Origin of the sequence: Bacteroides zhangwenhongii (assembly GCF_009193325.2) — a bacterium.
GTDB classification, from domain to species: domain Bacteria; phylum Bacteroidota; class Bacteroidia; order Bacteroidales; family Bacteroidaceae; genus Bacteroides; species Bacteroides zhangwenhongii.
Window position 1 is genome coordinate 2,830,000 of record NZ_CP059856.1, and the last position, 16,299, is coordinate 2,846,298.

Consider the following 16,299-nt stretch of genomic DNA (forward strand, 5'->3'; position numbering starts at 1 on the left):
GAACTTATGAAATTTATATATAGAACTTTATTTCTGACTATCGGTTTAATTTCATCAACCGCATGCTCCGATTTTTTAGATCAGGACTCTCCTTCTGAGATGAGCGATAAAGTAGTATTCGACAATGAATATTACACACAATTAGCTTTAAACAAAGTGTATGGAGGTCTGACACAAGACAAGACATACTCTCAATTTATGCCTATTGTTGCCGGATTGAATACAGATTGTGAACTTATTGACGGTCTAGGCAGCAATGCTACAAACTCAGGTCACCAAAGGGGGTGTATGAATTATAACGCCGCACCTGGTTGGGGAGATTTAGCTACAATATGGGATGCAATGTATGGTGTTATAGAAGATGCAAACTTGGTTGTTGCCGGTATAGATAACAGTTCCTTGTTGGCAGAAGGAAATGAATACAGAGAAAACATGTTACGCTATAAGGCTGAAGCTAAAACTCTCAGAGCAATGCTTTATCTAGATCTGATACGTTTATTTGGTGATGTTCCATTCAAAGTGGAAACCTCACAATCCGACTTAAGCAACGCTTATCTGGAGAAAACAGACCGTGATGAGATCATGGATAACCTGATCAACGATTTGGAAGAATCGATACCTAACCTTCCATGGGCCGGCTCTGAACAGACAACAGAGCATATCACACGCGGCTACGCCCATGCTTTACTCGCCAATATAGCTCTTACACGTGCCGGTTGGTTCATACGCGAAACAGCTAAAGAGGGATATAAGACAGCCGAAGAAAACTCTGATGAAAATTATCCTACCCAACGTTGTGACGAAGAAACTCGTGTAAAAATGTACGAATTGGCAGAGAAACATTTATCTACCATTATCAATAGTAATAAGCATGCGTTAACAGCCACTCCGGCCGAGTATTGGCTAGCAATGAATATCGGAGAGTTACAAACCAATACCCCCGAAAACCTGTTCGAGATACCGATGGGAATAAACAAAAGCGGTGAATTAGGTTACACTGTAGGATTCCGTGTCAGCGGTCCTACTCCCGATTATGGAAAGAAAGGTAATTCTACCGGTACATTAAAACTCACAGCCCCTTTCTTTTATTCATTTGATCCACAGGATACCCGTCGTGATCTGACTTGTGCCAATACACAGTTACAAACAAAGAACGGATATGCAGAAGAATTATTAGGAAACAAACCTTTCGAAATATACTGTGGCAAATGGGACTATCGTAAGATGGCAGGAAATGCTACATGGCTGGCAGCAGTACTGGCTGGTGATGAGAAGGCTAAAATATGTTCAGGCATCAACGTAGTAAAGATGCGTTACCCACAAGTGCTCCTGATGTATGCTGAAGTAGTTTCGGACCTACATACCCAAAATAGTTACGGAACTGATTTATCAGGTAAAGCATGCACTATATCAGCTTATGACGCTTTATTGCAAGTACATCAAAGAGCTTTCACCAACCAAGCTCAGGCTAAACAACAATTGGATCAATTAATAGCTGATAAGGGATTCTTTGAAGCCATTGTACAAGAAAATGCTTGGGAACTAGCCGGAGAAGGAGTACGCAAATTCGAATTAATCCGTTGGAATCTGCTTAGCAAAAAAATAGATGAATTCAAAAAAGAATACTTAGCTAAAGTAGGAACAGCTGCCGAAGGCGGGTGGCCTGAAAAGGTTTATTTCAATTATAAGAAAAACAGTACGAAGCAATATAAGGAAATCGATATGACCTCCATCACATGGGATCGTACACTCAGTAAAGATGAGCAAAAAGCATATGAAGGTAATAAAGATGCTTTCGGTAAAGTGAATACCACTCAAACAGAGACTAATTTAAAATCTATCTCCAGTGGTCTGAACACACCTGTATGTAACCGTTATTTATTACCCATTGCTTCCACTACAATTTCCACCTCCAATGGTAAGCTGCACAACTCTTATGGTTATTCTAATTAAACATGAAAAAGGAAAGAAATTATGAAGAACTTTAAATATATAATTACCTTAGGGACTTTCTTGTCCTTCTCAATTTTAGGCATTACCTCCTGCGTGGACGGTAATGATTGGGACACCGTCACAGCCAATCGTCTGTTTGGTCCTAAAGATAAAAATTTCAGCATAACTCCGGATGAGAATATTGCTCAGTTTGAAGTAACCTGGAAGGGTGTAAAAGACGCAAAATCTTATATTTTGGAAATCAGCATTTCTCCTTTATCGGATGACATAGAAATGGGAACAGCAGAAGGTAGTCTGGTATTTGGAAATGGAAATGACAAAATCACATCCAGCCCTTACATTATCAAAGAATTACTTCCGGAAACTAGTTATTATGCTCGTATTAAAGCAATAGGTCAAGGTATAGAGTCTAATTGGGTATATGCTGAAAAGACATATAAAACGGTCAAAGAACAATTGTTGTATGAACCCTCTGAAGAAAATGGTGACATTACAAAAAATTCGATTCATATCTCCTGGATGGAAGGATGCAAGGTTACGGCATTACGCATCTATACAACAGATAAGTTATATGATGAAACGATCCAATTAGATGCTACTGCACAAAAAGCGGCTGCTTATACTTTCACCGATTTAACGAGTCTGACAGATTATACCATTGAATTATTGAACGGTGAAATCAAAAGAGGAACAATAAAAGTAACTACCGCCATGGGAGATATGATAGAAGTAGCGGTAAGTAAGATAACTTCTAATTCCGCAAAATTCACATGGGATGAAGCAGCAGATTCATATACTATTATTCCCGGTAGTGAACCAACTAAAGATGGTGCTATTCCTTTCACAGAAGGACTATCGACCACTTTTACCGCGAATAATTTGAAAGGAAGTACCCTCTACACCTTCTCTATTATTAAAAATAGAACTGTTATCGGATACGTAAACTTCACAACAGAAGAAGAACCTTATAATTACCCGGAAAATGCCATTATAATCAATGATGCACAAAAATTTATCTCCCAACTCACAGAAGCTAGTGGAGAAGTTGCTTTGGAACTGCCTACTGGAACATCCATTGATGTCTCAGATAAAGGTAAAATTTCCAAAAACATAACCTCACTCACTGTTTTCAGTAGAGATGCCAATAATCCCGGAAAATTGATTTCTAAAGGCCTTAGTATAGAAGCAGGTACTGTGTTATCAAAATTAGAATTTTATAATATAGAATGTACTGAAAGTAGCCCTAAAACCGGTTATATTTTAAATGCTGGAGAAAAATGTACGATACAAAACATTACGTTGGAAAAGTGTAATATCCATGATGTACGTGGTGTGATACGTTTTCAAAAACTAGGAGAAGATGCAGGACTTGCCTCCACAGTGGACAATATCAATATAAGAAATTGTATTATACAAAACGTCAATGATTATAGTGTAATAAATACCTATGATAAAGATGCACCCACTAGCCTGTATCACACCCTTACCTTAGGACAAATTAAAATTGAAAAAACAACCGTCAATACTGTCAACAGTTCCTTTATACGTATTATGGTCACACCAAATATTGTTATTAACCAATGTACTTTCCATGGACTTGCAGATAAAACAGTTATTGATTCTAATAAAATAAAAGAAGGCACTATCACCATCAGTAATACAATTGTAGGAAAAACAGATGCAACCAAAGGCTATGAGGGTCCGACACTGACATCCAATGATACATACACTACCAGCGATTGTAAATTCGGCTCCAAAAACACATGGGGAACCTCCATACCTATTAGTTCTACAGACCTCTTTGTCAATGCGGCAGAAGGAGATTTCACTATCCAGTCTTCAGAATATAAAGCTTATGGAGATCCACGCTGGAATAAATAAAATAATATTATAACCAAAGATTATTATGAAACATAGTTTATTTTTAGTTTACAGTTTGGCTATCGGGATAACCACGACTGCAGCTTGTGCTGATATAGATCCTCAAATGACAAATGATACTCTCCCATTATTACCGGGAGAAGTAGAACAAGATCAGATTACACAATTAGATTATGGAGAACTACTGGCATTTCCCGGCGCAGAAGGACACGGAAAGAATACAGTAGGAGGCCGTGATGGAAAAGTTTATCATGTGACAACTTTAGAGGACAACAATACAGAAGGTTCTTTTCGTTGGGCAGTTACTCAAAAGGAGAAAAGAACAATTGTATTCGATGTGGCAGGTACGATTTATTTGAGTTCCGAATTAAAAACGACTAATGATTACTTGACAATTGCCGGACAAACTTCTCCGGGTGGTATTTGTATAGCAGGTTATCCGTTTACTATCAACTCTAATCAAGTAATTATTCGCTTTTTACGTTTCCGTCCGGGAAATGTAAATATCGAGAGTGATGGTCTGGGAGGTTCAGACAAAGCAAATGTCATTGTAGACCACTGTTCTACCAGCTGGTGTACCGACGAATGCCTCTCTGTCTATGGTATGGAAAACTCTACCGTACAATGGTGTCTGGCTGCGCAAGCATTACGTGTAACTCCCGGCAAACAAACATCAGAAAGTGAAACGAAAACACATGGCTTCGGAGGTAACTGGGGTGGCCATTTTGCTTCTTACCATCACAATATGATTGCTCATTGTGAAAGTCGTGTACCCCGTCTCGGCCCGCGTCCTACCACTCTAGACTTAGGTGAAAAAGTAGATATACGCAATAACGTATTTTATAATTGGGCCGGTGAAGGCTGCTATGGAGGTGAAGCTCAAAATGTAAACATCGTAAACAACTATTACAAACCGGGACCTGCTACCCGTCAAGCCTCAGAAAAAGTGCAATACCGTATTGCCAAGGTAGGTATATACAACCAAGCCTACGACAATGGAGCAGGATTCGAACCTTACAAACAGACTTGGGGCACTTTCTTTATTGAAGGCAATTACATGGATGGAAATGAGAAAGTCACCACTGACAATTGGACAGATGGTGTATATGCACAACAAACATCCAGTCAGGAAAATGATTATCTGTGGAATGAGAAAGTTATGGAAGATATCAAAAAAGATACTCCTGTCACCAAGTCCAATGGAGTCACTACCCATTCCGCGGAAGAAGCGTATCAAAAAGTGTTGGAGTATGTAGGGGCCTGCAATTATCGTGATGCAGTAGACTTACTGATCATCAATGATGTCAAAGAAGGCAAAGCAACCCAGACTTCCGAAACCGGCAGCGATGGAAAACCGACCTATAATAAGCCCGGTTATATTAACGATCCCACTCAGTTCTGGGATGGCAACCCCTATCCGGAGCTGCCCAAAGACCTCAAAAGAGATATCACAGATTCGGATGGTGACGGGATTCCCGATAATTGGGAAATTGCTCACGGATTAAACCCGGATTATGCATTAGACGGCAATATGCGTACTATCGATGTACACGGAAAATATTCTAATCTTGAAATGTATATGAATAGCCTGGTTAAGGAAATTATGGATCAATGCCAAGAAGGCGGAACTGTAATAGAATAACAATTAAAGAGGGTGGAGGTATACACTGTGAATGCCTACAATGCCAGCACTTCCTCCACCGTTTTTTTGTTATGTGAAAGATAACGTAACGTTCGTGATAAAATAGATACACGTATCATAAGTGAAGTAAAAGAAGGTAAATACACCTACAAACAACTAACATTACCATAAAATGAAAAATGTTTTTTTTGGAGTTATGTGCGCTCTGTTGATGCTGCCTTGCTCTCTCAATGCACAATTAAAGGGCTATCCAATTCCCGACCGCTCCAAAGTCCCCGCCTTTCCCGGAGCCGATGGAGCCGGTAAATACACCACAGGCGGTGCCGGTGGCGCAGTCTACACCGTCACCTCCTTAGCCGATGACGGTTCGAAGGGAACACTCCGCTGGGCTATCAATCAAAAAGGTCCGCGTACCATTGTTTTCGCGGTCAGCGGGATCATTGAACTCCAGAAATCATTGAAAGTGAATAACGGAGACCTGACTATTGCCGGTCAGACAGCGCCGGGCGATGGTATATGTCTGAAGAACTACACATTCTCCATTCAAGCGGACAACGTGATTATCCGTTTTATCCGTTCACGTATGGGAGTTGACATCAAGCAAAAAGGCGACGATGCCATGAACGGAACGAAAGCGCATCAGAATATCATTATCGACCACTGCTCCATGAGTTGGAGCACGGACGAATGCGCCACATTCTATGACAACCGCAACTTCACCCTCCAATGGTGTATCATCAGCGAAAGCCTTGCCAACTCCATACATGAAAAAGGAGCACACGGCTACGGAGGTATATGGGGCGGTCAAGGAGCTTCTTTCCACCACAATCTGCTGGCACACCACACCAACCGCACACCGCGTCTCTGCGGAAGCCGCTATACCGGCAAGCCGGAAGAAGAAAAGGTAGACCTGTTCAATAACGTGATATACAATTACGGCAGTGACGGAGCATACGCGGGAGAAGGCGGTTCGTACAACTTCATCAACAACTACTACAAGCCGGGGCCTTTCAGCGCCACCAAAGGTTCTTACAAACGCCTGTTCACCGCATACGCCGATGACGGAAAGAACAATAATAAAGCCGGAGTTCACGGAGTGTTCTATTTTGACGGCAACTATATGGATCCTACCTGCTCCAACCTGACAGACAAACAAAAGGAAGCTCTCTACAAAGTGAACCGGGACAATGCTTACGGACTGGTTATCAAAAAGGAATTCGCGCCCGAAGACGAGGTTCTCTCTTCCAAAATATTCGATATAGCCGAACGCACCTCATTGCAACCTGCCAAGAAAGCGTACAAGGATGTTCTCGAATTCGCCGGAGCTTCTTATCGCCGTGACGCGGTAGACCAACGCATCGTGGAAGAAACAAAGAAAGGGAAGTATACTTACGAAGGTTCTCACGGCAGCACCAACGGAATGATCGACCAACCGAAAGATGTAGGCGGATGGCCAGAATATAAAACAACCGCCGCACCTGCCGACACAGACGGTGACGGTATGCCTGACGAATGGGAGAAAAAGAACGGATTGAATCCGAATGATCCTGCTGACGGGGCGGTTTATGGACTTAGCAAAGAATACACCAATCTGGAAGTCTACATGAACAGCCTGGTCAATCACTTGTTTCCTCAAAAGTAAAATGCGCATTAACTCACGTTAATCCGCATTTAAACAAATCCTATTTTCCCAGTTTCTTATCTCTATATTCAGTCGGTGTCATCCCCACTTGCGCTTTGAAACACTTGCTGAAATATCGCGGATCATTAATACCCACCATATACGAAATCTGCGTCATATTAAACTCACCCGTCTCTATCAACTGCACGGCACGCTTCATACGCATCTCCTTTATAAACTCAATAGGCGCCAGTCCCGTCAAGGTCTTCAGTTTCTTAAAGAATACCGAACGGCTGACTGCCAGTTCACTGACCAGATCGTCGACAACCAACTCTCCGTTATCCATATTCTTTTCCATCAGTTCGACCAACTTATCCATAAACTTACGATCATTGGGAGACATCACCGGAACCTCCGGCACCTGTCCGTCCACATCGTTCTTTTGTGTTTCGGAGGTACTCCCGACAGCCGTTTCGGACGTTGTGGATACACCGGACAAACTACCGTTCGAGTCCGCAACCGGTATATTCAGCAAATTCTCCCGATAGAAACTCTGCAACTTCTTTCGCTGCGACAGCAAGTTCTCCACACGCGCCTGCAAATAAGTCGCACTGAAAGGCTTCGTTATGTAATCATCCGCGCCATATTCCAACCCCTCCAGTTTACTCTCGATCGTAGTCTTGGCCGTCAACAAGATAATAGGTATATGGCTGGTCGTCATATCCGCCCGGAGTTCACGTGTCATCTCGATACCATTCTTCTCCGGCATCATGACATCGCTGATAATAATATCCGGTACGTACTTCAACGCCTTGCTCCATCCTTCCATACCATCGGCAGCCTCCACCACCCGATAATTCGAAGCGAATATGCTACGCAAAAATACCCGCAACTCTTGATTATCCTCCACTAATAACATCAGTTCCTTAGCGTTTCCCTCTTCCGTTTCCTGTTCTTCTACCACAGAAGAAGCGGTCCCCACCTCCTCCGCGTCCGCAACCAACCTTTCGGACTGAATGGAGGAATTTGCCAAATCCACCACCTGCCCCATTTCCATCGGAGCGTCGGTATCTTCGAGGATAAACTCAACCTCTTTATCGTAATGTTCTTTCCCTTTCAGGAAATCCACTTTGAAACAACTGCCCTCTCCCAAACGGCTATCAACACTGATAGTAGCCTGATGCATCTCTACGAGTTCCTTCACCAGCGAGAGCCCGATACCCGTGCTCGCCTGATTGAAAAGATTCTTATCCACCAGATTCTCAAAACGGACAAACAGCGATTTCTTCTTGTTCTCGGCTATACCGATACCTTGATCCTGTACACCGATGGAAACGATTTCTTCATCCTCACGGATAAAAATCGTAATCATCTTCCCGTTCGGCGTATATTTAAAAGCATTGGAAAGCAAGTTAAACACAATCTTCTCCAGCTTATCCGCATCCACCCAAAGATAAAGATGTTCCTTTTCCGTCTCAAACAAGAAATCAATCCGGTGCTCTTCGGCGACAGCCTCGAAGTTATCCATCACCTTACGGACGAACAGCACGACATCCACACGCTGCACCTGCATCTTCATCTTCTTGTTCTGAATCTTGCGGAAGTCCAATATCTGGTTGACGAGACGAAGCATCCGACTGGTATTCCTTTCTACCACCACCAACTGCTCCCGTGCGTCGGCCGACAACTTATCATTCTTCAGCACCTGCTCCACCGGTCCGGCTATCAACGTAAGCGGCGTACGCAGTTCGTGGGAAATATTCGTAAAGAAGCGCAACTTAATATCCGAGATCTGCTGCTCTACCGATACCTCATGCTTCAACCGATAGATCGTGAACAGAATATAAACAGCCACGAGGATAATAATCAAAACAAAGAGTACATACATCACATACGCCACAGGAGTCTCCCAAAATGAAGGAAGAATCACTATATCCAACGCACGTTCGTTCTCCACCCACACCCCGTCGCTGTTGGTAGAACGGACACGGAGCACATATTTCCCTTTCGGAAGATTCGTATAAGTCACACTCCGCTGCTTGTCGGCAAACGTCCACTGCTTTTCAAAACCGTCCAGTATATATGAATACTGCACATTCTGCGGATTGGTGTAGTCCAATGCCGCAAAATGAATGGAAAAGATGTTCTCGTCATGCGAAAGCACTAACCGGTCTGTATCATCAATATCCACTTTCAGCAACGAGCCGTCTCCGGGTACGACGTCTTCATTGGCTACCGTCAACTTGGAGAATACGATAGACGGAACATAGCTGCTTTTGTGGATAGAATCCGGATTGAAAATAAAGACACCGCCACTGGCACCGAAAAGCATACTCCCTTTGGCAGTCAGCGTAGAGGCCGCCTCACTGAAACGCACCGGAAAAGTAATGCTGCGTTCATCAAAACTCTCGAAGCGTTCTTCCGACGGACTGAACTTGCAAAGCCCGTTCTCCGTACTGATCCATAGATTCCGTTTATGGTCCTCACGGATGGAAAGCAAAATATCCGAAGAAAGCCCATCCTGCACCGAATAGGACTCGAATTTAGCATGACCGTCTTTGTCGATAGATACCAGCTTGTTGAGACCGCCGCCGAATGTTCCCAGATAAAGTTCCTTATTTTGAGTGGGGATAATCCAATGCACGTCATTGTTGCTCAAACTTTGCGTGTCGTTCGGCACACGGGAGAAATGATGGAACTCCACCTCTTCCGGTTTTTCAAAGTTCTCGTCGAAAGCGATAGCCCCCGTAGTAGTCCCCACCCACAGGCGGCCGTTATTGTCGGAAGTAATAAAGCGAGCCTTATAGCAAGGGTCGATAGGATAACCTTTCAGATTATTACGATGATTGATAAACAAAGTCTTCCGGTCCTTGTCCTCCGTGATATAATTGACACCTCCGCCAAAAGTAGCTACCCAAATACGCCCGTGATGGTCTTCGTACACACAATACACGTTATTATCACTCAAACTGTACATATCATCCTCCTGATGAAGATAGCGGGTCAGCTTGTAGGACATACCGTCTGGAGAGGTGGACTCGGCACGGATCAGTCCGTCACCTTTCGTCGCAATCCAGATGATACCTTTTGAATCCTGAATGACGAAATAAGCGGTTCCCCTCATCGGAGTACCGGTGGTAGAGACAGTACCGTTCTCCGTCAGATAACCTTTGTACGTTCTGCGGACATCATACAGACGGAGCATACCGTCTTTCAACCCCACCCACAGGTTACCCAACTTATCTTCGCACAAAGCACGCACCTCGTTATGCAGCGATTCATGCTCGTGCAATACGGGAATCATCATCGAAAAGGGAACATTGCGATATGTCACCTTTTCCAATCCTTTGGAGTGGGTACAAAGCCATAGGTTGCCTTGTTTATCAGAAAAAGCCGAATGAATCTTATTGGAGAAACGCCAGTCGTGACTGCCCAACTCATTATAGAAAGGAACCAGACGCCCTTTTTGCCGGTCGAAGAAAGAGAAACCGCCACCGTACGGATGTACCCAGAGGAAACCGTTCACGTCCTCAAAAATGTGGAAAGCCGGACGCGAACGTTCGGGATTACTGTATTCAATCAGAATCTGTTCGCGGGTGACTACTCCTGTTGCCGGGTTGAAATGAGCCACGACACCCGGTTCTTCCTGTTCAAACCAGACTTCAGAAGAACGGTCTACGTAGGCCGAAAGAATCGGACGGTCGGGCAACGCTTTGCAAGTCAGAGAAGAATAATGTACGGCAGCTTTCGTCTTCAGATGATAGGTAAAGAAACCATCCGAGTCCGTTGTGACCACCGTCTGATCCGGAGCGACTTCGTGAATGGAGGTGATGCGGCTCTTCGTAGGCAGTTCAAACAATGTAAAGTCGCCACCTTCTTTCCGATAAGACCAGATGCGTCCATGATCGGAAGCGAAACGGATGTGTCCGTCATTCTCCTGCGCCGCATAAAAAGCCTGGTTCATGCCACCGTTCTTTCCTTTTGTCTCCGTAAAGTAGGAAACAGGTTCCCGCGTGCCGGGACGAATCAAGCCCAATCCGTTATCCGTCAACAGCCAATCGTTTCCCGCTTTATCCTGATAGACTTTAAAAACATGGAAAGAAGGGAACAATTCCGACTTGCCGGAGTAAATATCCCATGTCAGGCGGTTATTTTCTTCGGGATGGGTCAGGATACGGATCGCTCCGTCATTGTCGGTCAGCAACCAGACAGTCCCGTTCGGCATTACTTCAATGGTATGTACATTGAACGTACTCCCCTCTTCTCCCGCAGCGGGCACTTGCTCGAAAGTCTCCGTTCTGGGATCGAAGCGATGGACACGGTTATCGTATGTCAGCAGCCAGAGGAAACCGTAACAATCCTCATACATACGGTCCACCCTGTTATTGGTCAGACTGATGTAATCTCCCTGGCGTGCCTTATAGGTCTTGAAAGTGTATCCGTCAAAACGGTTGATACCATCCCAAGTAGCAAACCACAAATTGTCTTTATGGTCCTGAAGGATGTTCATGACCGTGTTCTGCGACAATCCGTCCTCTGTAGAATAGTGGGTAAAGAAGCAATGTTGCTGTGTATGTGCCGTGAATACGACAGCCAACAATAGAATTACGGAAATTAAGGTTTTCTTTATCATATATCACTCGATTCTGTGCCGTAAAGATAGAAAAATACTTGCATTCTGGCGCTATCTTCAACAGCTATTTTGCAGAATCGGGAGATATAATCAACGTTTCACATCCAACAACCGGTTTCCGTCCCTCACCGGATTCCAACCATCGTCTCCTGCCAGCACTGTTACCGGCTCATAACCTTTCAGATTTTTCAACTGACGGGAGAATGCCGCACGTGCTTGCGGATTGGCCCCTGCGCCCTTACTTTCATATTCGGCATAAAAGACGGTCTTTTCATTTTCCCGTTTGCCCCAGTTGTGCCAACCTTCGGGAAGTATATGTTTTCCCAATTCGCAACGGACAAACACGGCTTGCGCATACGGTCGCCAAGGACGGGAGAGGTAAACTTTCGCCACCTCTTTATCGGATGTCAGCCGGCAGTCGTAGAAAACGTAGCCGTACTTCTTTCCTTTATCGGTAGAAGGGGCAGTGACGTAGCCATCCCCCTTGCTGTGAATGCGGCAACGATTGAAGACAGCCGTAGACCAGCCGAAAATAAAATCGACCGTTCCTTCGATGTAGCAGTCCTCATAATATTGGCGGCTTTGCTTGCCGTACGTGTAGAGTGTATCCTGGAAGCCGAGAAAACGACAGTTCTTAAAATAGGCACGGTCGGCAGAAACAAAACAGGCAACTGCTTGTCCCACGGGACCCGCAGAGTTCTCGAAGGTGATATTCTCGGCATAAAAATCAGGAGCATAGATGTAACAGCCGGACGAACCGGAAGTTCCCATGTTCTCACCGAATACGTTCTTCTTGTTTGCGAAATCGTCATTGGTCAGTATCGTACCATCTTCGCCAATCAGGGAGATATTAATCTTACTTTCGGGGATGATTATCTTTTCTTTGTAAGTGCCTTTGCGAACAAGGATTGTGGTACGTACATTTTTGCGGAAGTCGGGGACAGCATTAACGGCTTCCTGCACAGTGAAGAAATCACCGCTGCCGTCTTGCGCCACCACATAATCATAATGACGGATACATTTCGCCAATTCCGGAATCTCTTTGCCGATGGCTTCCACCGCCAATCCCGCTACGGTTCTTGCCCCATAGATATTCAAATGAGTATTGTCCTCACGTCCTTTCGGAAAGGCCGGAACCCGATTGGGTTCTACAAACATGAACAGCTTTTTCGACTCTACGGGACCAAGTCCCTGCACCAAGTCGTGCGTGATTTTATTCAAGTCGATGAAGGTCACTCCCAACTCTTTGGCAACATTGCGGGGAGAGTCCAGATATGCCCCATGAGTATCGAACAGAACGGTTCCTTCTTTGGTCTGCTCTTTGGATGTACCGGGTATCCGTCGGATGTCTTTCGCAATAGAAGCGTCTTTCGGCTGAACAAAGTTACGGCGGACGATGGAATTGAATAGTACGGGGATACCGCCTTTCGCACGGGTTTCGTTGACAAACCGACGGAGATTATCGTCGAAAGTAGTTCCCGGATCGGTATGACGGGTAGAATCCGCTTTTTCATCATTATGCCCGAACTGAATAAAGACATAATCTCCTTTCTTCACTTTAGAAATCACTTTTTCCCAACGTCCTTCAGAAATAAAGCTTTTGGAACTGCGCCCGTTGGCGGCATGATTGTCTATCCGTACATCTTCGGAAAAGAAACCGGGAAGCACCATTCCCCATCCCCTTTCGGGATTTCCCCCATCCATCTTTTTATTTGCCATCGTCGAATCACCGATCATAAAGATAGTGACAACAGGTTTATCCGCACGGAATGCAGACAAAAGAATAAAAGCCGCCGCCAGCAGCCATATCATTTTATTTCCTTGTATTTTCATACTTATCTTACTTTAATTGTACTACTCTCCTACATACAAAAAAACGTTTTCCTCTATCACCTATCACCTCCGATAGTCAAACTGCTTATTATCAACCAGTAAGGTGGTGACAGATCCCCATAACCAACCTATCACCCATCTGTCACCTATCACCGTGAAGCCAAGTGCTTATCACCGTAAAGCTAAGTGTTTGCCGGTACAAAGCAAAGAGTTTCAAGCAGCCGAACAGAAAGTTTCAAGCGCTTGAAACTAAAGTTTCCCACTGATGAAACTAGAGTTTCTCACCGGTGAAACTACAGTTTCACGCCGATGAAACCGAAGTTTCATGCCGTGAAACAAAAAGTTCGCTGTGGTGAAACAAGTGGAAACAAGCCGGCAAAGGACCGTTTACCCCATTTCTCTTACTTGTAAGGGTACCAATTGCTATTTTCTTTGAAAATATTCTCCGGTGTATACCTCAAGGCTTCCTTCTTTGTAAGCTGTTTGCTCCATGCCACGCGTCCCGATGTATCCGCACCGTCTCCTGTGTTTCCAAATTCCGCATAACGGGCTGTTCTCTCATTCTCCGGATTCTTCCAATTATGCCAACCTTCGGGACGGATATGTCCGCCAAACTCACAATTAATAAAAGCCGTAGCGGCATACGGACGCCAAGGACGGCCTAAATAGACCTTTTTCACTCCAGGGGCAGCCGTCAGCTTGCAGTTTTTAAAGACATAGCCGAATTCTTCATTTTGAGGAGTCGAAGCGGCAGTGATATACGAATCACGTTTGCTATGCAGCTCGCAATACTCAAAAAGCGCAGTGGAAGGACCGAAGATAAAATCAGTAGTACCTTCTATATAGCAGTTGGTAAACAGCAAACGGCTACCCTCCGAGCCTGTATAAATGGTATCTTGATTTCCAAGAAAGCGGCAGCCGACAAACATCAGCCGGTCTCCTTCGGTATGGAGGGCAACGGCCTGCCCCAAAGGAGCGGCATTATTCTCAATCGTCAAATCCTTGAAAGTGATATCACTACCCTCCACTTTCACAGTGTAGGTACGGAATGTCCCCATCTTATTGATATTGGCATGATCATCGTACGTAATAATCGTCTTTTCGGGATCTTCACCTACCAGTTGCACGTTCTTCACCCACGAAGGAATCACTAGCTTTTCTTTATATACCCCTTTCTTTATATAGATAGTCACCGTATAATCCATAAAAGCGCGTACCGCCTCCACAGCGTCCTGGATATTACGATACTTACCCGTTCCATCACGTGACACAACCAACGTGTCTTGCTTTTGCTGTTGCTCATAGGGCAAAAGACGTTCATATTCCAGACTCGCCATTATGAACGGTCCTACCGCCTTCGGGTCATTATTGCGAATCGTTTCATTGATATAATAATCATAATCGCCTGAACGGTATACTTTTCCTCCCAATCCTGCCACCGCGCAAGCCTTCGTGACAGTTACCACTCCATTCTTGTCCACTTCGATAAAATTATTCAGGAAACCTTTATAGCCTTTCAGCGCCACATTCAAATATGATTTATCAATATATCCCAGCCGTACCGCCTTGAACAAGGAATAAATAAACATAGCAGAGCAGGAAGATTCCACATAATTCCCCTTATCCCCGCTTCTGTCCATCACCTGATACCATCCTCCGGTCTTCGGGTCTTGAAGTTTCTTCACTTGTACGGCAACATTATTCAAAATATCCAGCAGAGAATCTCTTCCGACTTCATGCTGCGGAATAAACTCCAGCGCATCAACCAAAGCCATCGCATACCACCCCATCGCACGTCCCCAAGTGTGCTTGGACTGTCCCGTGACGGGATCCGCCCAACGTTCGGTGCGGCTCACGTCCGCCGCATGGCGATAAAGCCCGTTCTTTGGATCGTATGTGTGGCGGGCACAGGTCACAAACTGATTGATTACATCCGTATAAGCCTGCGGAAGATTATTACGGAACGCATATTCCGCGTAGAAAGGAGCTCCCATATAAATGCCGTCCAGCCACATCTGATGCGGGTAAATCTTTTTGTGCCAGAAGCCGCCATCCGCATTGCGAGGCTGCCCTTCGAACTGGCTGTAAAGCAAGTCGAGCGCTTTCTTATACTTGGGATTCTTCGTCTGCTCATAAATACGGAAAAGGATTTTACCGGAGTTGATACGGTCGAGACTGTAATCGGTCAGCTTATAAGCGGTAATCGTCCCGTCTTCATGTACCATTGTGTCTGCGTAAGCGATGGCGTAATCACGAATCTTCTTATCGCCATACGCATCATATACATCGAGCATAGCCCCCAATTCAAGTCCGTGACAATAGTCCCACTTCAACTTCGGCTGGAAATCAAGCTGCCAGGATTCGGGGCAACGGATCATTTCCGATTCAGTCATCCTCACCGACCAGGGCAATTTGCTGTCTACCTGCTGAGCCGACAATACTAAAGGAACGGTTGTTATGAATAAAAACAATATAAAAAAATCAGAAAAGAGAGTCCGTCTCATGGATTGCTATTTTAAGGATTAAACATTCAGGTCTTTTCACGGTACGAAAGTAGCACTTTTCCTCCAAAGCCTATGGGATTTTTTAGTCAACTAGGTGTATTTTTTGTTTTTCGTGCACGGAAACGACTAATTTTGTGCACGTAAACGTCAAAAATGTCCATTTTTGATGCAATATCTGATAAATTAAGAGTTTCGTTTTGGAAGAAAGCGGAAAAGGTCGTACTTTTGGCAC

The 16,299-nt window shown here is 44.5% G+C and carries 7 protein-coding genes and 1 pseudogene; 4 read left to right on the plus strand and 4 right to left on the minus strand.

What is annotated here, in order from left to right:
* Positions 1–6 precede the first annotated feature (6 nt).
* The 4 genes from GD630_RS11390 to GD630_RS11405 all read left to right on the plus strand — a co-directional run bounded on the left by GD630_RS11390 (position 7) and on the right by GD630_RS11405 (position 7,118).
* Positions 7–1,953 (plus strand): RagB/SusD family nutrient uptake outer membrane protein, encoded by a 1,947-nt coding sequence (locus GD630_RS11390; protein WP_143864899.1) that lies wholly within the window; start codon positions 7–9, stop codon positions 1,951–1,953.
* Between the two features lie 21 nt (positions 1,954–1,974).
* Positions 1,975–3,834, plus strand: a complete 1,860-nt coding sequence (locus GD630_RS11395; RefSeq protein ID WP_143864898.1) for a DUF5123 domain-containing protein — start codon at positions 1,975–1,977, stop codon at positions 3,832–3,834.
* Between the two features lie 25 nt (positions 3,835–3,859).
* Complete coding sequence (locus tag GD630_RS11400; RefSeq protein ID WP_143864897.1) at positions 3,860–5,476, plus strand: pectate lyase; 1,617 nt, start codon at positions 3,860–3,862, stop codon at positions 5,474–5,476.
* A 196-nt stretch (positions 5,477–5,672) separates the two neighbouring features.
* Positions 5,673–7,118 carry a pectate lyase gene (locus tag GD630_RS11405; RefSeq protein ID WP_394368258.1) on the plus strand — a complete coding sequence of 482 codons (1,446 nt, stop codon included), beginning with the start codon at positions 5,673–5,675 and terminating at the stop codon, positions 7,116–7,118.
* 40 nt (positions 7,119–7,158) lie between these two features.
* Here GD630_RS11405 and GD630_RS11410 read toward each other — a convergent pair whose 3' ends face one another.
* The 4 genes and pseudogenes from GD630_RS11410 to GD630_RS21335 all read right to left on the minus strand — a co-directional run.
* A complete protein-coding gene (locus tag GD630_RS11410) occupies positions 7,159–11,730 on the minus strand; it encodes a hybrid sensor histidine kinase/response regulator transcription factor (protein WP_143864896.1) in 4,572 nt (1,523 codons plus the stop codon).
* 90 nt (positions 11,731–11,820) lie between these two features.
* Positions 11,821–13,563, minus strand: a complete 1,743-nt coding sequence (locus tag GD630_RS11415; RefSeq protein WP_182505593.1) for a pectinesterase family protein — start codon at positions 13,561–13,563, stop codon at positions 11,821–11,823.
* A 401-nt stretch (positions 13,564–13,964) separates the two neighbouring features.
* Entirely contained in the window at positions 13,965–14,900 is a 936-nt protein-coding gene (locus GD630_RS21330) for a pectinesterase family protein (RefSeq protein WP_055278523.1), read from the minus strand.
* Positions 14,874–16,067: pseudogene (locus tag GD630_RS21335) on the minus strand (glycoside hydrolase family 88/105 protein); the annotation flags it as partial. The pseudogene GD630_RS21335 and the gene GD630_RS21330, both read right to left, overlap by 27 nt.
* Between the last annotated feature and the right edge of the window lie 232 nt (positions 16,068–16,299).

Coding starts and splice junctions, on each gene's coding strand:
- GD630_RS11390 (WP_143864899.1), top strand. CDS start 7: ATGAAATTTATATATAGAACTTTATTTCTGACTATCGGTTTAATTTCA.
- GD630_RS11395 (WP_143864898.1), top strand. CDS start 1,975: ATGAAGAACTTTAAATATATAATTACCTTAGGGACTTTCTTGTCCTTC.
- GD630_RS11400 (WP_143864897.1), top strand. CDS start 3,860: ATGAAACATAGTTTATTTTTAGTTTACAGTTTGGCTATCGGGATAACC.
- GD630_RS11405 (WP_394368258.1), top strand. CDS start 5,673: ATGTGCGCTCTGTTGATGCTGCCTTGCTCTCTCAATGCACAATTAAAG.
- GD630_RS11410 (WP_143864896.1), bottom strand. CDS start 11,730: ATGATAAAGAAAACCTTAATTTCCGTAATTCTATTGTTGGCTGTCGTA.
- GD630_RS11415 (WP_182505593.1), bottom strand. CDS start 13,563: ATGAAAATACAAGGAAATAAAATGATATGGCTGCTGGCGGCGGCTTTT.
- GD630_RS21330 (WP_055278523.1), bottom strand. CDS start 14,900: ATGGCGAGTCTGGAATATGAACGTCTTTTGCCCTATGAGCAACAGCAA.